Raw genomic sequence first — 18286 nt, forward strand, 5'->3', positions numbered from 1 at the left:
GATGCCATAGGCGGTGCGGTTCTCGGCGAGGATCTGCTCGACGCAGGCGACGCTGGCTTCGATCTGCGCGGCGGCGCTGTAGTCGAGAGTCAGTTTGACCGGGTTCTGGTAGACATCACGCAGTTGGGCCAGGCTCAGTTGGCCGGGGATCAGGTTCAGCGCAGTCATGTTCAGGCTCCTTTAACCGAAGTGATCATTGGCAGGTTCAAGCCCTGCTCCTTGGCGCAGTCGATGGCGATCTGGTAACCGGCATCGGCATGACGCATCACACCGGTGCCCGGGTCGTTGTGCAGCACACGAGCGATGCGCTCGGCCGCCTCATCGGTACCGTCGCAGACGATCACCATGCCCGAGTGCTGGGAGAAGCCCATGCCGACGCCGCCACCGTGGTGCAGCGAGACCCAGGTCGCACCGCTCGCGGTGTTGAGCAAGGCGTTGAGCAGCGGCCAGTCGGAGACGGCGTCGGAGCCGTCCTGCATCGATTCGGTTTCGCGGTTCGGGCTGGACACCGAGCCGGAGTCGAGGTGGTCGCGACCGATCACGATCGGCGCCGACAGCTCGCCGCGGCGGACCATTTCGTTGAACGCCAGACCGAGTTTGGCGCGCAGACCCAGGCCGACCCAGCAGATCCGCGCCGGCAGACCCTGGAAGCTGATGCGCTCGCGGGCCATGTCCAGCCAGTTGTGCAGGTGGGCGTCGTCCGGGATCAGCTCTTTGACTTTGGCGTCGGTCTTGTAGATGTCCTGCGGATCACCCGACAGCGCCGCCCAGCGGAACGGGCCGATGCCACGGCAGAACAGCGGACGGATGTAGGCCGGGACGAAACCCGGGAAGTCGAAAGCGTTTTCCACACCCTCTTCCTGGGCCATCTGACGGATGTTGTTGCCGTAGTCGAAGGTCGGGATGCCTTGTTTCTGGAAGTCGAGCATGGCTTTGACGTGCACCGCCATCGACTGCTTGGCGGCTTTGATCACAGCGGCCGGCTCGGTCTTGGCGCGGGCGCGGTATTCGTCCCAGGTCCAGCCGGCCGGCAGGTAGCCGTTGAGCGGGTCGTGGGCGCTGGTCTGGTCGGTGACCATGTCCGGGCGCACACCGCGACGGACCAGTTCCGGGAGGATTTCTGCAGCGTTACCCAGCAGCGCGATGGAGATCGCCTTGCCTTCTTTGGTGTACTTCTCGATGCGCGCCAGGGCGTCGTCGAGGTCTTTGGCCTGCTCGTCGACGTAACGGCTTTTCAGGCGGAAATCGATGCTCACCTGCTGGCATTCGATGTTCAGCGAGCAGGCACCGGCCAATGTTGCAGCCAGCGGCTGGGCGCCGCCCATGCCACCGAGGCCGGCAGTCAGAACCCAACGGCCCTTGAGGTTGGAATCGTAATGCTGGCGCCCGGCTTCGACGAAGGTTTCGTAGGTGCCCTGGACGATGCCCTGGCTACCGATATAGATCCAGCTGCCGGCGGTCATCTGGCCGTACATCGCCAGACCTTTGGCGTCGAGTTCGTTGAAGTGTTCCCAGGTCGCCCAGTGCGGCACCAGGTTGGAGTTGGCGATCAGCACGCGCGGGGCGTTGCTATGGGTCTTGAACACGCCGACCGGTTTGCCGGACTGCACCAGCAGGGTCTCGTCGTCGTTCAGATTGGTCAGGCTTTCGACGATCTTGTCGTAGCACTCCCAGTTGCGCGCGGCGCGACCGATACCACCGTAAACCACCAGCTCTTTCGGGTTCTCGGCCACTTCCGGGTCGAGGTTGTTCATCAGCATGCGCAGCGGCGCTTCGGTCAGCCAGCTCTTGGCGGTCAGCTTGTTGCCGCGGGCGGCGCGGATTTCGACGTCACGGAATTTAGTAGTTTTTGCGTCAGTCACGAAAAAGACTCCTCAGCGATCAATTCAAACCAACCCTGGCGATGGGCAAGCGGCTTGTGCGCTTCAATGCGCGACAAGCGAATCAGTGGACGTGATGCTTGGTTTCTTTCAACTCGTATGCATACGTCTTTACTTGTACATACAAGCATATGCAATTGAACGGCCAACTTATGAAGAAGCTGTCCGACAAAACCAGCGAACATCGCTGAGGACACCGAAATCATGGGGCATCGAGTGATTGAATTTTTTTCGAAGGGACGCTTTTTGAAATCAGAGAGGTTGTTACAGGAGCGTGGCATTGCACCGCGCTGGGGTGTTCGGTAACAAAAAGTGGGAAACATCCCTCAGCCTGGAGACTCAATGAGTCTCCAGGCTGAGGTCGTCTATTGCGGCGTGTGGATAACTTATTCCACCGTCACCGACTTGGCCAGGTTACGCGGCTGGTCCACGTCAGTGCCCTTGAGCACGGCGACGTAGTACGACAGCAGTTGCAGCGGAATGGTGTAGAGGATCGGCGACAGGATGTCGTGGATGTGCGGCATCTGCACCACGTGGGTGCCTTCGCCGTTGGTCATCCCGGCCTTCTCGTCAGCGAACACGATCAGTTCGCCGCCACGGGCACGAACTTCCTGCAGGTTGGACTTGAGCTTCTCGAGCAGTTCGTTGTTCGGCGCCACAGTCACCACCGGCATGTCGTTATCCACAAGCGCCAGCGGACCATGCTTCAGTTCGCCGGCAGGATAAGCTTCGGCGTGGATGTAAGAGATTTCCTTGAGTTTCAGGGCCCCTTCCATCGCGACCGGATATTGCGCGCCACGACCAAGGAACAATGTGTGGTTCTTGTCGGCGAACAGTTCGGCGATTTTTTCCACCGTGCTGTCCATGGCCAGCGCTTCGCCCAGTCGGGTCGGCAGGCGACGCAGTTCTTCGACCAGCGTGGCTTCAACGTCTTTGCCCAGCGTGCCGCGCACCTGCCCCAGGGACAGGGTCAGCAGCAGCAGACCAACCAGTTGCGTGGTGAACGCCTTGGTCGAGGCCACGCCGATTTCACGACCGGCCTGGGTCAGCAGGGTCAGGTCGGATTCGCGCACCAGCGAACTGATGCCGACGTTGCAGATCGCAAGACTGCCCAGGAAACCCAGTTCCTTGGCGTTGCGCAGCGCCGCGAGGGTGTCGGCGGTTTCGCCGGACTGGGAAATGGTGACGAACAGCGTGTCCGGCTGCACCACGACCTTACGGTAGCGGAACTCACTGGCCACTTCGACCTGGCACGGAATTCCTGCCAGCTCTTCGAGCCAGTAACGGGCAACCATACCGGCGTGATAGCTGGTGCCGCAGGCCACGATCTGTACGTTGCGCACCTTGGCGAACAGTTCGGCCGCTTGCGGGCCGAATGCCTGCACCAGCACCTGGTTCGGGCTGAGACGCCCCTCCAGCGTGCGTTGCACCACAGACGGCTGTTCGTGGATTTCCTTGAGCATGTAATGGCGGAACTCGCCTTTGTCGGCCGCTTCGGCGCCATCGGTGTACTGCACGGTCTGGCGCTCGACGGCTTTGCCGGTCAGGTCCCAGATCTGCACCTTGTCACGCTGGATTTCGGCGATATCGCCTTCTTCCAGATACATGAAACGGTCGGTGACCTGACGCAGAGCCAGTTGGTCGGAAGCGAGGAAGTTTTCGCCCAGGCCCAGACCGATCACCAGCGGGCTGCCGCTTCGAGCCGCAACCAGACGATCCGGCTGCAGGGCGTGGATCACCGCCAGCCCATAGGCACCATGCAGTTCCTTGACCGCTGCTTTCAGGGCGTCGGTCAGATCCGGCAGCGCCTTGAGTTTTTCGGTCAGCAGGTGAGCAATGACTTCGGTGTCGGTGTCGGAAGAGAACACATAACCCTGCGCCTTGAGTTGCTCGCGCAGCACTTCATGGTTTTCGATGATGCCGTTGTGCACCACCGCGACATTGCCGGAGAAATGCGGGTGAGCATTGCGTTCGCTTGGCGCGCCATGGGTGGCCCAGCGGGTGTGGGCAATGCCGAGGCGTCCCGCCAGCGGATGTTCAGCCAGGGCCGCATCCAGTTCGCTGACCTTGCCCACACGACGGGTACGCTCCAAAGCGCCGTCATTGGTGTACACCGCCACACCGGCACTGTCATAACCCCGGTATTCGAGGCGCTTGAGGCCTTCGACCAGGATGGCGGTGATATTACGTTCAGCTACCGCGCCGACAATTCCACACATGCTTATTTCTCCTGACTGACCGTCGCGCAAATCAAATTGATACCGCGAGCCTGAATCTGATCCCGTGCCTCCTGCGGCAGGCGATCATCGGTGATTAGGGTATGGACGCTGCTCCATGGCAGCTCCAGGTTTGGAATCTTGCGACCGATCTTGTCGGCCTCGACCATCACGATCACTTCCCGCGCCACTTCCGCCATCACTCGGCTCAGGCCGAGCAGTTCATTGAACGTTGTGGTGCCACGCACCAGATCGATGCCATCGGCACCGATGAACAATTGATCGAAGTCGTAAGAGCGTAGTACCTGCTCGGCGACCTGACCCTGGAAGGATTCCGAATGAGGATCCCAGGTTCCACCGGTCATCAGCAGAACAGGTTCATGCTCAAGTTCGCTCAGGGCATTGGCGACATGCAGGGAGTTGGTCATCACCACCAGCCCGGGTTGCTGGCCAAGTTCGGGAATCATCGCGGCCGTGGTGCTGCCGCTGTCGATGATGATACGGGCGTGCTCGCGAATACGGGTGACCGCGGCGCGGGCAATCGCCTGTTTGTATTTGGAAACGTTCTGACTGACATCGGCCACCAGCTCCTGAGGCATGGTGATCGCTCCGCCGTAACGGCGCAGTAGCAGGCCATGGCTTTCCAGCGCGGCCAGATCCTTGCGAATCGTAACTTCCGAAGTTTCGAAACGCTTGGCGAGCTCGTCGACACTGACTTCACCCCGCTCGTTGAGCAAGGCCAGTATGTTGTGGCGGCGTTGGGGTGTATTGCGTTTCGACATGGCCTGATAAATTTCGATTCGAAAGATAACGGAAGCAATCAAAACCGATCAACGCAAAATCGTCAAGCCGGGGATGAAAAAAAAATCGCTGCCCTGGGGCAGCGATTTCTCTGGATTGAGGTGCTGTGGATAACTCAGCTCTTCCTGATTTTCTCGGGACGCTTCCAGCCATCGATGTTTCTCTGCCGCGCACGCCCCACGGCGAGCTGAGCGTTATCCACATTCTGAGTGATGGTCGAACCGGCGGCAGTGGTCGCACCGGAGGAGATATCCACAGGCGCCACCAGCGAGTTGTTGGAACCGATGAACACATCTTCGCCCAACACGGTTTTCCACTTGTTGGCGCCATCGTAGTTGCAGGTGATGGTGCCGGCTCCGATGTTGGTGCGGGCACCGATCTCGGCGTCGCCCAGATAAGTCAGGTGCCCGGCCTTGGCACCCTCGCCCATGCGGGTGTTTTTCAGTTCGACGAAGTTACCCACATGAGCGCGAGCTTCCAGCACGGAACCCGGGCGCAGGCGTGCAAACGGACCGGCTTCGCTGCCCTCGCCCAGCACCGCGCCTTCAATATGACTGTTGGCCTTGATCACCACGCCTTTGCGCAGGGTGCTGTCCTTGATGACGCAGTTCGGGCCGATCACCACGTCATCTTCAATGACCACCTTGCCTTCGAGTATCACGTTGATGTCAATCAGCACGTCGCGACCGACGGTCACTTCGCCACGTACATCGAACCGGGCCGGGTCACGCAGGGTCACACCCTGCGCCATCAGGCGGCGACCGGCGCGCAACTGATAGTGGCGCTCCAGTTCGGACAGTTGCTTGCGATCGTTGGCGCCCTGCACTTCCATCGGATCATGGGGTTGCTCCGTCGCAACCACCAGGCCGTCACCGACCGCCATTTCGATCACATCAGTCAGGTAATACTCGCCTTGGGCATTGTTGTTCGACAGGCGTCCCATCCAGTCGGCCAGATGGCTGGCCGGTACCGCGAGAATGCCTGTGTTGCCTTCGGTGATCATGCGTTGCGCTTCAGTGGCATCCTTGTGCTCGACGATTGCCGCCACCTTGCCGCTGGCATCGCGCACGATACGGCCGTAGCCGGTCGGGTCCTGCAGCTCGACAGTCAACAAGCCCATTTGCCCTGGAACGACATGCTTTAGCAGACGCTGCAGGGTTTCGACCTCGATCAACGGCACGTCTCCGTAGAGAATCAGAACGGTGTCGGAGGTAATGAACGGTACGGCCTGAGCGGTCGCGTGGCCGGTGCCCAACTGCTTGTCTTGCAGCACAAAATTGAGATCATCGGCAGCCAGACGCTCGCGCACCACATCGGCGCCATGGCCGATAACCACGTGAATGCGCTGTGGATCGAGTTGACGCGCACTGTGGATAACATGGCCGAGCATGGAGTCGCCGGCGATCGGGTGCAGCACTTTTGGCAATGCCGAACGCATGCGGGTGCCTTGGCCGGCCGCGAGGATAACGATTTCAAGAGACATGACTGGCTACCAATCCTGGGTGGTCAGCAACTGCGACCGGTTTTTTGAAAGTAGGAAAATAAAAAAGGGTAGCCGAGGCTACCCTTTTTTATCAATCGCACAATAAGTGGCTGACGGATCAACCGCCAAACTTCTTGCGGATCTGCTGGACGGTGCGCAGCTGAGCTGCAGCCTCGGCCAGACGTGCGGACGCAGCTCCGTAGTCGAAATCTGCGCTCTTCTCATGCAGAGCGGCCTCGGCAGCCTTGAGAGCTGCCTGGGCCTGAGCTTCATCCAGGTCGGCGGCACGTTGCACGGTATCGGCAAGCACCTTGACCATGTTCGGCTGAACCTCGAGGAAACCACCGGAGATGTAGAACACCTCGGCTTCCCCGCCTTGCTTGATCAGGCGGATCGGACCCGGCTTGAGATTCGTGATCAACGGCGCGTGGCCCAGAGCGATACCAAGATCACCCAGAGCACCGTGCGCAATCACCATCTCGACCAGACCGGAGAAGATTTCCCCTTCCGCGCTGACGATATCGCAATGGACTGTCATAGCCATCTGATTGCCTCAACCTAAATTAGCGCCCGTTGCCGGGCGCCTGGATTACAGTTTCTTGGCTTTCTCGATCGCTTCTTCGATGCCGCCAACCATGTAGAACGCTTGTTCTGGCAGGTGGTCGTAGTCACCGTTGAGGATGCCTTTGAAGCCAGCAATGGTGTCTTTCAGGGAAACGTATTTACCCGAAGCACCGGTGAAGACTTCAGCCACGAAGAACGGCTGCGACAAGAAGCGCTGGATCTTACGAGCACGAGCTACCAACTGCTTGTCGGTTTCCGACAGCTCGTCCATACCCAGGATCGCAATGATGTCCTTCAGCTCTTTGTAACGCTGCAGCACGTACTGAACGCCACGAGCGGTCTCGTAGTGCTCGTTGCCGATCACGTTCGGGTCCAGCTGACGCGAAGTCGAGTCCAGTGGGTCTACCGCCGGGTAGATACCCAGGGAAGCGATGTCACGGGACAGAACGACGGTGGCGTCCAGGTGAGCAAACGTGGTTGCCGGCGACGGGTCGGTCAGGTCGTCCGCAGGTACGTATACGGCCTGGATCGAAGTGATCGAACCTTGCTTGGTCGAAGTGATACGTTCCTGCAGAACGCCCATCTCTTCAGCCAGAGTCGGCTGGTAACCTACTGCCGAAGGCATACGACCCAGCAGTGCGGATACTTCGGTACCGGCCAGGGTGTAACGGTAGATGTTGTCGACGAACAGCAGAACGTCGTTACCTTCGTCACGGAACTTCTCTGCCATGGTCAGACCGGTCAGCGCTACACGCAGACGGTTTCCCGGTGGCTCGTTCATCTGACCGTAGACCAGGGCTACCTTGTCGAGAACGTTGGAGTCCTTCATCTCGTGGTAGAAGTCGTTACCCTCACGAGTACGCTCGCCCACACCGGCGAACACGGAATAACCGCTGTGCTCGATGGCGATGTTACGGATCAGTTCCATCATGTTTACGGTCTTGCCTACACCGGCACCACCGAACAGACCGACTTTACCGCCCTTGGCGAACGGGCAGACCAGGTCGATAACCTTGATGCCGGTTTCGAGCAGGTCGTTGCCACCTGCCTGTTCAGCGAAGGAAGGAGCGGCGCGGTGGATACCCCAGCGCTCTTCTTCGCCGATCGGGCCGGCTTCGTCGATCGGGTTGCCCAGTACGTCCATGATCCGGCCCAGGGTCGCTTTACCGACCGGTACGGAGATGGCTGCGCCAGTGTTGTTGACGTCCAGACCGCGCTTCAGACCCTCGGTGGAGCCCATCGCAATGGTACGAACCACGCCGTCGCCCAGCTGCTGCTGAACTTCCAGAGTGGTTTCGGCGCCTTGAACCTTCAAGGCGTCGTAGATGCTCGGTACGCTGTCGCGTGGAAATTCCACGTCGATAACGGCGCCGATGATTTGAACGATACGTCCGCTACTCATAGCTGGATCCTCTGAATATTTGAACCGTTAAACCGCGGCAGCGCCGCCGACGATTTCCGAGATCTCTTGGGTGATCGCAGCCTGACGCGCCTTGTTGTAGATCAGCTGCAAGTCGCTGATCAGATCACCGGCGTTGTCGGTAGCGTTCTTCATCGCGATCATCCGCGCAGCTTGTTCGGCCGCGTTGTTCTCGACCACCGCCTGGTACACCTGCGACTCCACGTAACGCACCATCAAGCCGTCAAGCAGCTCTTTGGCGTCCGGTTCGTAGAGGTAGTCCCAGTGGTGCTTGAGTTCTTGATCCGGGGTCGCCACCAGTGGAATCAACTGCTCCACGGTTGGCGTCTGGGTCATGGTGTTGACGAACTTGTTGGACACCACGGACAGGCGGTCGATACGGCCGTCCAGATAAGCATCCAGCATCACCTTGACGCTGCCGATCAGATCATTGATCGACGGCTCTTCACCCAGATGGCTGATAGCTGCAACGACGTTACCGCCGAAGTTGCGGAAAAAGGCCGCACCCTTGCTACCAACGACACACAGATCGATCTCGACGCCGTTTTCGCGGTTTACCGCCATGTCCTTGACCAGGGCCTTGAACAGGTTGGTGTTCAAGCCGCCGCACAGACCACGGTCACTGCTCACCACGACATAGCCGACGCGCTTGACGGCGCGGTCGATCATGAACGGATGGCGGTATTCCGGGTTGGCGTTGGCCAGATGCCCAATTACCTGGCGGATACGCTCCGCATAAGGGCGGCTAGCAGCCATGCGCATTTGTGCCTTGCGCATTTTGCTGACCGCCACTTTTTCCATGGCGCTGGTAATTTTTTGCGTGCTTTTGATGCTCGCAATCTTACTGCGAATCTCTTTTGCGCCTGCCATGTAACACCTATCAGGTTAGCAAGCGGGAGCCTTGCGGCTCCCGCTGCGGCTTACCAGGTTTGGGTGGCCTTGAACTTCTCGATACCGGCTTTCAGGCCAGCGTCGATTTCGTCATTGAAGTCACCCTTCACGTTGATCTTGGCCATCAAATCGGCGTGATCGCGGTTGAAGTAAGCAATCAGCGCTTGCTCGAAGCTGCCGACTTTGGCGATTTCAATGTCAGTCAGGAACCCACGCTCAGCGGCATACAGCGACAGCGACATGTCGGCGATCGACATTGGCGCGTATTGCTTCTGCTTCATCAGCTCGGTAACGCGCTGACCATGCTCAAGTTGCTTGCGGGTCGCTTCGTCCAGGTCAGAAGCGAACTGGGCGAATGCCGCCAGTTCACGGTACTGGGCCAGAGCGGTACGGATACCACCGGACAGCTTCTTGATGATCTTGGTCTGAGCGGCACCACCCACACGGGATACCGAAACACCGGCGTTCACTGCAGGGCGGATGCCCGAGTTGAACATGGCCGATTCCAGGAAGATCTGACCGTCGGTGATGGAGATCACGTTGGTCGGAACGAACGCGGAAACGTCGCCAGCCTGGGTTTCGATGATCGGCAATGCGGTCAGGGAACCGGTTTTGCCGGTCACTGCACCGTTGGTGAACTTCTCTACGTACTCTTCCGAAACGCGGGATGCGCGCTCCAGCAGACGGGAGTGGAGATAGAACACGTCGCCCGGGTAGGCTTCACGTCCTGGTGGACGGCGCAGCAGCAGGGAAATCTGGCGGTAAGCCACTGCTTGCTTGGACAGATCGTCATAAACGATCAGCGCGTCTTCACCGCGGTCGCGGAAGAATTCACCCATGGTGCAACCGGAGTACGGAGCCAGGAACTGCAGTGCTGCAGATTCCGAAGCGCTCGCGGCAACGATGATGGTGTTGGCCAATGCACCGTTTTCTTCCAGCTTGCGAACCACGTTGGCGATGGTCGACTGCTTCTGACCGACCGCTACGTATACGCAGAAAATGCCGCTGTCTTTCTGGTTGATGATCGCGTCGATCGCCAGAGCGGTCTTGCCGATCTGACGGTCACCGATGATCAGCTCACGCTGGCCACGGCCGACAGGGATCATGGCATCGACAGCCTTGTAGCCAGTCTGTACAGGCTGGTCTACCGACTTACGCCAGATCACGCCCGGAGCAACTTTCTCGACCGCGTCGGTCTCGGTGTTGCCCAGTGGACCTTTGCCGTCAACAGGGTTACCCAGTGCGTCGACAACGCGACCCAGCAGTTCCTTACCAACCGGAACTTCGAGGATGCGGCCGGTGCACTTGGCGCTCATGCCTTCAGCCAGAGTCGTGTATGCGCCCAGTACAACGGCACCTACGGAGTCTTGCTCCAGGTTGAGGGCCATACCGTAGACGCCGCCCGGAAACTCGATCATCTCGCCGTACATGACGTCGGCCAGACCGTGAATCCGCACGATACCGTCAGATACGCTGACGACAGTGCCTTCGTTACGGGCTTGGGAGGTCACATCGAGTTTTTCGATGCGGCCCTTGATAATTTCACTTATTTCGGAAGGATTGAGTTGCTGCATTGCTCTGCTGCCCCTTCAAACTCAAGATTTCAATGCTTCGGCCAGTTTCGCGAGTTTGCCGCTAACTGAGCCATCGATAACCAGGTCGCCGGCGCGGATAACGACACCACCTATGAGGGCAGCATCCTCCGCAACTTGCAGGCGCACTTCCCGGTTGAGTCGTGCACTGAGAACCTTGGCGAGTTTGTCTTGCTGTTCTTGGTTCAATGCAAAAGCACTGGTCACTTCAACGTCTACCGATTTCTCTTGTTCGGCCTTGTACAGGTCGAAAAGAGCAGCGATCTCCGGCAGAAGCGGGAGACGGTCGTTTTCGGCAACGACGTGAATGAAATTTTGTGCCTTGGCATCAAACTTGTCGCCGCACACGTCAATGAACGTGGCGGCCTTTTCTGCGCTCGTCAGTCGCGGGGCCTTGAGCACGCGCTGCATGGTGTCGTCTTGCGACACCGCTGCTGCCAGGCCGAGCATGGCTGACCAATTGGCCAGTTGCTGGTGGGCCTGAGCGTGCTCGAAGGCCGCCTTAGCGTAAGGTCGGGCCAACGTGGTCAGTTCTGCCATGATCGCCCTCGCTTAGATTTCAGCAGCCAGTTGGTTAACCAGCTCTGCGTGCGCGTTTTGATCGATTGTCTTGCCCAGGATCTTCGAAGCACCGCCAACGGCCAGGCTACCCACTTGGGCGCGCAGCGCATCTTTGACACTGTTCAGTTCCTGTTCGATCTCGGCCTGAGCCTGAGCCTTCACACGGTCAGCTTCGACGCGAGCCTGTTCACGGGCTTCGTCAACAATCTGGTTACCGCGTTTCTTGGCTTGCTCGATGATTTCAGCTGCCTGAGCTTTCGCTTCGCGCAGTTGCTGACCCGCTTTCTCTTGGGCCAGCTCCAGGTCGCGAGCTGCTCGGTTGGCAGCGTCCAGACCATCGGCGATCTTCTTTTGACGTTCGCGCAGTGCCGTGATGACCGGAGGCCATACGAACTTCATGCAGAACAGTACAAAAATCAGGAACGCAACGGACTGGCCAATCAGGGTCGCATTAATGTTCACGCCAACACCTCGCAGTTACGTTGTCCATCACATCAAATCAATCGGAAGATCCGAATGATTAGCCAGCGATCTGACCAACGAACGGGTTCGCAAAGGTGAAGAACAGAGCGATACCAACACCGATCATGGTTACGGCGTCGAGCAGACCGGCAACGATGAACATTTTAACTTGCAGCATTGGAACCATTTCCGGCTGACGCGCTGCGCCTTCCAGGAACTTGCCGCCCAGCAGGCCGAAACCAATTGCGGTACCCAGTGCGCCCAGGCCGATCAACAGTGCAACAGCGATAGCGGTTAGACCAACTACAGTTTCCATCTTTCCTCCCGACTTTTACGTCGTATGGTTTAGGTTTTTTAGATTAAAGCGGTAAAACAAATCGTTTCAGCGGCCCCGTGAGGAACCCCCTCCCGTTTGACCGGGAGGGACATCAGACCGGCCGAGACCGGTCTTAATGGTTTTCTTCGTGCGCCATCGACAGGTAGACGATGGTCAGCATCATGAAGATGAACGCCTGCAGGGTGATGATCAGGATGTGGAACACCGCCCACGCCCACTGCAGCGCAACGCCCAGGCCGCTGAGCCAGAGCAGGCCGCTGCCGAACATCACAGCGATCAGGATGAACACCAGCTCGCCGGCATACATGTTGCCGAACAGACGCAGGGCCAGAGAGATCGGTTTGGCGATCAGGGTCACGAATTCCAGCAGGAAGTTCACCGGGATCAGCAGCGCCTGAACGAAGATGTTCTTGCTGCCGAACGGGTGCAGGGTCAGCTCGCCGATGAAGCCGCCGATGCCCTTGACCTTGATGCTGTAGAAAATGATCAGTGCGAAAACCGAGAACGCCATGCCCAGGGTCGCGTTCGGGTCGGTAGTCGACACGGCACGGAACGGGATGTGGTGGTCGCCGGAGATCAGGATGGCCAGCTGAGGAATCCAGTCGACCGGTACCAGGTCGACGGCGTTCATCAGGAACACCCAGACGAAGATGGTCAGTGCCAGCGGTGCGATCACCGGGCTACGGCCATGGAAGCTGTCTTTCACGCTGCCATCGACGAATTCGACCAGCACTTCAACGAAGTTCTGCAGTGCACCTGGCTGACCGGAAGTCGCCTTCTTGGCCGCCATGCGGAAAAGAATGACGAAAATCAGACCCAGTGCGACCGACCAGCCGAGGGTATCGACGTGGAAAGCCCAGAAACCCATTTCCTTGGCTTCTGCTGCGGTGTGGGCAAAGCCCCAGCCGCCGTTGGGTAGCTGACCGAAGGTCAGGTTCTGCAAGTGGTGCTGGATATAGCCCGAAGCGGTTGTTTCTGCCATGGTTGCCTCAAACGCCCTAAGGTCTCGAAAGTCTTGTTCTCATCAGCAGGGGAGCGAACCAGCTGACCGACTGAGTCAGCACGAAGGCGCCGAATACAGCGATCGGCGCCAGTGGCTTCACACCTGCAAACACCAGTGCAAAAAGCACTGCCGTCAAAATCAGTTTGCCTGCCTCGCCGGCATAGAAAGACCGGACGATGGACTGGGCTGCTCGGGCGCCGGAAAACCGAAATGCCTTGTGAGCGAAATAAACATTGGGCAGCAAGGCTATCAGGCCTCCGCAAAGTCCCGAGTATCCGGCAACGACTCCGTGCCATTGCCAGAGCGCCAAAGCGGCAATGAGCAAAATGACAAATTGAGCCATCAACACCGGAAAAACCGCCAGGCGATGGAAGGGCAGGCGGTTTGGCTTGCGGGTTTCCATCACGATTGCTCTCCAATGGTCGGCTGCCGAAATTCAATAACTTGGCATAATTTGTGCCGACAAAATGCGCGCAGAGTATAGGGGCGGTTCTGCCCCTATTCAACTGTCAGGTAGTGATTTCCGACTGCGCGCTACAAGAGCAATTGTTTCAGCGGATGTGTGCAAGCACACCTTGAAGCTCGTCGAGCGAGTTGTAGCCGATCACCAGTTGACCCTTTCCCTTCTTGCCGTGGCGGATCTGCACCGCAGAGCCAAGGCGCTCGGCCAGACGTTGTTCGAGCCGGGCGATATCCGGGTCGGGTTTTGCCGGTTCGACCGGCGCGGGTTTGCCACTCAGCCACTGGCGAACCAGTGCTTCAGTCTGGCGCACTGTAAGGCCGCGTGCGACAACATGTCGCGCCCCTTCCACCTGCTGATTGTCCGGCAGACCGAGCAATGCACGGGCATGACCCATTTCCAGGTCGCCGTGGGACAACATGGTCTTGATGACTTCCGGCAGTGCGATGAGTCGCAGCAGGTTGGCCACAGTGACGCGAGACTTGCCCACAGCCTCGGCCACCTGTTGCTGGGTGAGCTGGAATTCCTGCTGCAAGCGCTGCAGGGCCACCGCTTCCTCGATGGGGTTCAGGTCTTCGCGCTGGATGTTTTCGATCAGGGCAATGGCGATCGCGGTTTCATCCGGCACATCACGGACCATGGCCGGAATGGTTTCCTGCCCGGCCTGCTGGCTGGCACGCCAGCGACGTTCACCTGCGATGATTTCAAAGCGGCCACCACCGATCGGGCGAACCACGATCGGTTGCATCACGCCCTGAGTCTTGATCGATTGCGCCAGCTCTTCCAGCGCCTGGGGATCCATGTCCCGGCGCGGCTGATACTTGCCACGCTGCAACAGATCCAGCGGCAGGTGCTGCAACTCACGGCTGTCAGCCTGCGCAGCCTGTTCTTCCAGGGCGCTGACAGTCGGACCGCTCAGCAGTGCATCCAGTCCACGTCCGAGACCTCGTTTCTTGACGGCCATGGGGATTCCTTAAGTTGGCTGGGCAGCGGCGATGCGTGAATTTTTGCGCTGGCGGCGAACCATCTCGCCTGCCAGAGCGAGATAGGCCAGCGCTCCACGCGACTGCTTGTCGTAGGCCAGCGCCGGCATGCCGTAGCTCGGTGCTTCGGCCAGGCGGACGTTGCGCGGGATCACCGTGTCGTACAGCTGATCGCCGAAGTGTTCCTTGAGCTGCGCCGATACATCGTTCATCAGACTCAGACGCGGGTCGTACATGGTCCGCAGCAGGCCTTCGACCTTGAGGTCCGGGTTCAACAGCTCGGCGATGCGCTTGATGTTATCCACAAGGTCGCTCAAACCTTCGAGCGCAAAGTATTCGCACTGCATGGGGATAATCACCCCGTCGGCGGCAACCAAAGCGTTCAGCGTGAGCATCGACAGCGATGGCGGGCAGTCGATCAGAATGTAATCGTAATTTTCACGGACCGGCGCCAGCGCGCTGCGCAGGCGACTTTCCTTCATCTGCATTTCCAGCAGCACCACTTCGGCCGCCGTCAGATCACGGTTGGCCGGCAGCAGTTGATAACCGCCGTGTTCGGAAAAATGCATGGCCTGGGCCAGATCGCATTCGCCGATCAACAGGTCGTAGACCGAGTTTTCCAGGCCATGTTTATCCACACCGCTACCCATGGTGGCGTTGCCCTGTGGATCGAGATCGATCAACAGCACCCGGCGCTTGGTCGCGACCAGGGATGCTGCGAGGTTGATGCAGGTGGTGGTCTTGCCCACACCACCCTTCTGGTTCGCTATCGCGAATACCTTAGCCATTCTTGCTTGTGTTCCCAATCATGCCGTGCGGCGCAGTATCAGCAGATGGCGTTGGCCCTGGCAACCGGGTACGGCCAGGGCGTGTTCGCTATCGAGTTTGAAGTCTGCCGGCAATGCTACCAGCTCATCGGCCGGATGAACGCCCTTCATTGCCAGCCAGCGCGTATCGGCGTCGCCGAGGTGGCGAGTCCAGTTGGTGAAATTCTCCATGCTGCTGAATGCCCGGGAAATGATCCCGTTGAAAGGTTCTGCAGGCTGGAAGGCTTCGACGCGGCTGTGGATAACTTGCAGATTGTCCAGTTTGAGCTCAAGTTTGACCTGGGTCAGAAAGCGGGTTTTCTTGCCGTTGCTGTCCAGGCAGGTCACTGGCGAATCCGGATACAGGATCGCCAAAGGAATACCAGGCATGCCTCCGCCGCTGCCGACATCCAGCCAGCGACCGTTTTCGACGAACGACATCACGCTCAGACTGTCGAGCAAATGGCGGGAAACCATTTCGTCCGGATCGCGAACGGCAGTCAGGTTGTAGGCCTGGTTCCATTTGATCAACAGGGCCAGATAACCCAGCAGCAATTCGTGCTGGGCCTCTGTGAGATTGACACCGAGCTCACGGGCTCCTGTGGATAACTCTTCGGCGTGTTGCGAAGTGACCTTAGAACTCAAGCGCTTTGCTCCAACTGACGGCCCGCGCCGCGTTTTTTCAAATGAATCATCAACAGCGAAATCGCTGCCGGGGTCACGCCCGGGATCCGCGAAGCCTGGCCCAGCGTCTCGGGACGCGTGGCGCTCAGCTTGCTCTGAATCTCCTTGGAGAGACCGGAAATGCTGGTGTATTCGATATCCACAGGCAATTTCGTGTCTTCGCTGGCGCGCAAACGGGCGATTTCGTCCTGCTGACGGTCGATGTAACCGGCATATTTGGTCTTGATCTCGACCTGCTCGGCGACCTGTGGGTCTTGCGCACCCGGCCCGGTCACTTCGACCAGACCAGCGTAGTCGATTTCCGGACGACTCAAGAGATTGAGCAAGTTGTATTCGTGGGACAGCGGTGTGCCGAATTTTTCCGCAATCGCATCCCCCTGCGGCGTGCCCGGACGAACCCAGGTGCTTTTCAGGCGTTGTTCTTCAAGTTCGATGTTTTCGCGTTTCTTGCAGAACGCCGCCCAACGCGCGTCATCGACCAGACCCAGTTCGCGACCTTTTTCGGTCAGGCGCAAGTCCGCGTTGTCCTCGCGCAGGATCAGGCGGTACTCGGCACGTGAAGTGAACATGCGGTACGGCTCCTGGGTGCCGAGGGTGATCAGGTCGTCGACCAATACCCCGATGTACGCCTCATCGCGACGCGGGCACCAGGCTTCCTTGCCCTTGGCCCGCAGTGCGGCGTTCGCGCCAGCCAGCAGACCTTGAGCGCCGGCTTCTTCGTAACCGGTGGTGCCGTTGATCTGGCCAGCGAAGAACAGACCGCCGATGACTTTGGTTTCCAGGCTGTACTTCAGATCCCGTGGATCGAAGTAGTCGTACTCGATCGCGTAACCCGGACGCACGATGTGCGCGTTTTCCATGCCGCGGATCGATTGCACGATCTGCAATTGCACGTCGAACGGCAGGCTTGTGGATATCCCGTTCGGATACAGCTCATGGGTGGTCAGGCCTTCCGGCTCGATGAACACCTGATGGCTTTCCTTGTCGGCAAAACGGTGGATCTTGTCTTCGATGGACGGGCAGTAACGCGGACCGATGCCCTCGATTTCTCCGGCGGCGGAATACATCGGCGAACGATCGAGGTTCGAAGCGATGATTTCGTGGGTACGGGCGTTGGTGTGGGTGATCCAGCAACTCACCTGCCGTGGATGCTGTTCCTTGTTGCCCAAAAACGACATCACCGGGATCGGCGTATCGCCTGGCTGCTCGGTCATGACCGAGAAATCCACAGATCGGCCATCGATGCGCGGCGGTGTACCGGTCTTCAACCGGCCGACACGCAGTGGCAGTTCACGAAGACGACGAGCCAACGCAATGGACGGCGGATCACCGGCGCGACCGCCGGAGTAGTTCTGCAAGCCGATGTGGATAAGTCCGCCCAGGAACGTACCGGTGGTCAATACCACGGAATCTGCAAAGAAGCGCAGACCCATTTGCGTGACCACACCACGCACCTGCTCCTGCTCGACGATGAGGTCGTCAGCGGCCTGTTGAAATATCCACAGGTTCGGCTGGTTCTCCAGGATTTCGCGGACAGCGGCCTTGTAAAGAATCCGGTCGGCTTGTGCACGGGTTGCACGCACGGCCGGGCCTTTACGGCTGTTCAATACACGAAACTGGATGCCACCCAGATCGGTAGCCGTGGCCATCGCGCCGCCGAGGGCATCGATTTCCTTGACCAGATGGCTTTTGCCGATGCCGCCGATGGCCGGGTTGCAACTCATGGCACCGAGGGTTTCCACGTTATGCGTCAGCAGCAGGGTTTTTGCCCCCATGCGTGCTGAGGCCAGTGCTGCCTCGGTACCGGCATGACCGCCGCCGATGACGATCACTTCAAAACGGGAAGGGAAATCCACCACGCACCTCGTGCCTGCTTAAGTAGGTATTCAGGAATAGTTTGAGATCAGGTTTCTGGACCTGGTCGACAAGTATAGGGACTTCGCCCTTCCTAAAGAACCCTTTGCACAAAATTTAACCAGCTGTGGAGAACTCGCGGTTAAAAAAATAAAAAAGAGAGAAATTTATAAAACCCTTGTTTTAAAGCTTATTCTTACTGCACCTGATTTCTGTGGATAGATTTCTACAGGCCTTTATTTTCGATGTGTACAGAGATTCAAAACCCTGTGCCCATGTCACCGTGAGG

At 58.7% G+C, this 18286-nt stretch carries 17 protein-coding genes and 1 pseudogene; all 18 read right to left on the reverse strand.

The window, feature by feature from the left end; translation table 11 throughout:
- Nucleotides 1-168 (reverse strand): annotated as a pseudogene (locus tag BBF94_RS27660) (histidine ammonia-lyase); the annotation flags it as partial.
- Nucleotides 169-170: 2 nt separating this feature from the next.
- Nucleotides 171-1862, reverse strand: coding sequence for a urocanate hydratase (gene hutU / locus BBF94_RS16820; protein ID WP_065260113.1), 1692 nt, complete (start codon nucleotides 1860-1862; stop codon nucleotides 171-173).
- A 404-nt stretch (nucleotides 1863-2266) separates the two neighbouring features.
- Nucleotides 2267-4099 carry a glutamine--fructose-6-phosphate transaminase (isomerizing) gene (glmS, locus tag BBF94_RS16825; protein ID WP_065260114.1) on the reverse strand — a complete coding sequence of 611 codons (1833 nt, stop codon included), beginning with the start codon at nucleotides 4097-4099 and terminating at the stop codon, nucleotides 2267-2269.
- 2 nt (nucleotides 4100-4101) lie between these two features.
- Nucleotides 4102-4878: a DeoR/GlpR family DNA-binding transcription regulator gene (locus tag BBF94_RS16830; protein WP_065260115.1), complete on the reverse strand. Its 777-nt coding sequence runs from the start codon at nucleotides 4876-4878 to the stop codon at nucleotides 4102-4104.
- Nucleotides 4879-5012: 134 nt separating this feature from the next.
- The gene (glmU, locus tag BBF94_RS16835) at nucleotides 5013-6380 is read right to left on the reverse strand and encodes a bifunctional UDP-N-acetylglucosamine diphosphorylase/glucosamine-1-phosphate N-acetyltransferase GlmU (protein WP_065260116.1); all 1368 of its coding nucleotides are present in this window, start codon (nucleotides 6378-6380) and stop codon (nucleotides 5013-5015) included.
- 118 nt (nucleotides 6381-6498) lie between these two features.
- Nucleotides 6499-6924, reverse strand: coding sequence for a F0F1 ATP synthase subunit epsilon (locus BBF94_RS16840; protein WP_007954164.1), 426 nt, complete (start codon nucleotides 6922-6924; stop codon nucleotides 6499-6501).
- Between the two features lie 45 nt (nucleotides 6925-6969).
- A complete protein-coding gene (gene atpD / locus BBF94_RS16845; protein WP_065260117.1) occupies nucleotides 6970-8346 on the reverse strand; it encodes a F0F1 ATP synthase subunit beta in 1377 nt (458 codons plus the stop codon).
- 27 nt (nucleotides 8347-8373) lie between these two features.
- The gene (atpG, locus tag BBF94_RS16850; protein ID WP_065260118.1) at nucleotides 8374-9234 is read right to left on the reverse strand and encodes a F0F1 ATP synthase subunit gamma; all 861 of its coding nucleotides are present in this window, start codon (nucleotides 9232-9234) and stop codon (nucleotides 8374-8376) included.
- 50 nt (nucleotides 9235-9284) lie between these two features.
- Nucleotides 9285-10829, reverse strand: coding sequence for a F0F1 ATP synthase subunit alpha (gene atpA, locus BBF94_RS16855; protein ID WP_065260119.1), 1545 nt, complete (start codon nucleotides 10827-10829; stop codon nucleotides 9285-9287).
- 21 nt (nucleotides 10830-10850) lie between these two features.
- Nucleotides 10851-11387, reverse strand: coding sequence for a F0F1 ATP synthase subunit delta (locus BBF94_RS16860; protein WP_065260120.1), 537 nt, complete (start codon nucleotides 11385-11387; stop codon nucleotides 10851-10853).
- 12 nt (nucleotides 11388-11399) lie between these two features.
- Nucleotides 11400-11870 (reverse strand): F0F1 ATP synthase subunit B, encoded by a 471-nt coding sequence (locus BBF94_RS16865; RefSeq protein WP_065260121.1) that lies wholly within the window; start codon nucleotides 11868-11870, stop codon nucleotides 11400-11402.
- Between the two features lie 58 nt (nucleotides 11871-11928).
- Nucleotides 11929-12186, reverse strand: a complete 258-nt coding sequence (gene atpE / locus BBF94_RS16870) for a F0F1 ATP synthase subunit C (protein WP_003097235.1) — start codon at nucleotides 12184-12186, stop codon at nucleotides 11929-11931.
- A 133-nt stretch (nucleotides 12187-12319) separates the two neighbouring features.
- Nucleotides 12320-13189 (reverse strand): F0F1 ATP synthase subunit A, encoded by an 870-nt coding sequence (gene atpB, locus BBF94_RS16875; protein ID WP_065260122.1) that lies wholly within the window; start codon nucleotides 13187-13189, stop codon nucleotides 12320-12322.
- Between the two features lie 16 nt (nucleotides 13190-13205).
- Complete coding sequence (locus BBF94_RS16880) at nucleotides 13206-13613, reverse strand: F0F1 ATP synthase subunit I (protein WP_003229783.1); 408 nt, start codon at nucleotides 13611-13613, stop codon at nucleotides 13206-13208.
- A 148-nt stretch (nucleotides 13614-13761) separates the two neighbouring features.
- Nucleotides 13762-14634 (reverse strand): ParB/RepB/Spo0J family partition protein, encoded by an 873-nt coding sequence (locus tag BBF94_RS16885; protein WP_065260123.1) that lies wholly within the window; start codon nucleotides 14632-14634, stop codon nucleotides 13762-13764.
- Between the two features lie 9 nt (nucleotides 14635-14643).
- On the reverse strand, nucleotides 14644-15441 hold the full coding sequence (locus BBF94_RS16890) for a ParA family protein (RefSeq protein WP_065260124.1): 798 nt from the start codon (nucleotides 15439-15441) through the stop codon (nucleotides 14644-14646).
- Between the two features lie 18 nt (nucleotides 15442-15459).
- Nucleotides 15460-16104, reverse strand: coding sequence for a 16S rRNA (guanine(527)-N(7))-methyltransferase RsmG (rsmG, locus tag BBF94_RS16895; RefSeq protein ID WP_065260125.1), 645 nt, complete (start codon nucleotides 16102-16104; stop codon nucleotides 15460-15462).
- Complete coding sequence (gene mnmG / locus BBF94_RS16900; protein ID WP_065260126.1) at nucleotides 16101-17999, reverse strand: tRNA uridine-5-carboxymethylaminomethyl(34) synthesis enzyme MnmG; 1899 nt, start codon at nucleotides 17997-17999, stop codon at nucleotides 16101-16103. Before mnmG ends, rsmG begins: the two co-directional genes overlap by 4 nt.
- Nucleotides 18000-18286: the final 287 nt, after the last annotated feature.

The sequence above is a fragment of the Pseudomonas bananamidigenes genome (genome assembly GCF_001679645.1).
In the GTDB taxonomy this organism is placed as follows: domain Bacteria; phylum Pseudomonadota; class Gammaproteobacteria; order Pseudomonadales; family Pseudomonadaceae; genus Aquipseudomonas; species Aquipseudomonas bananamidigenes.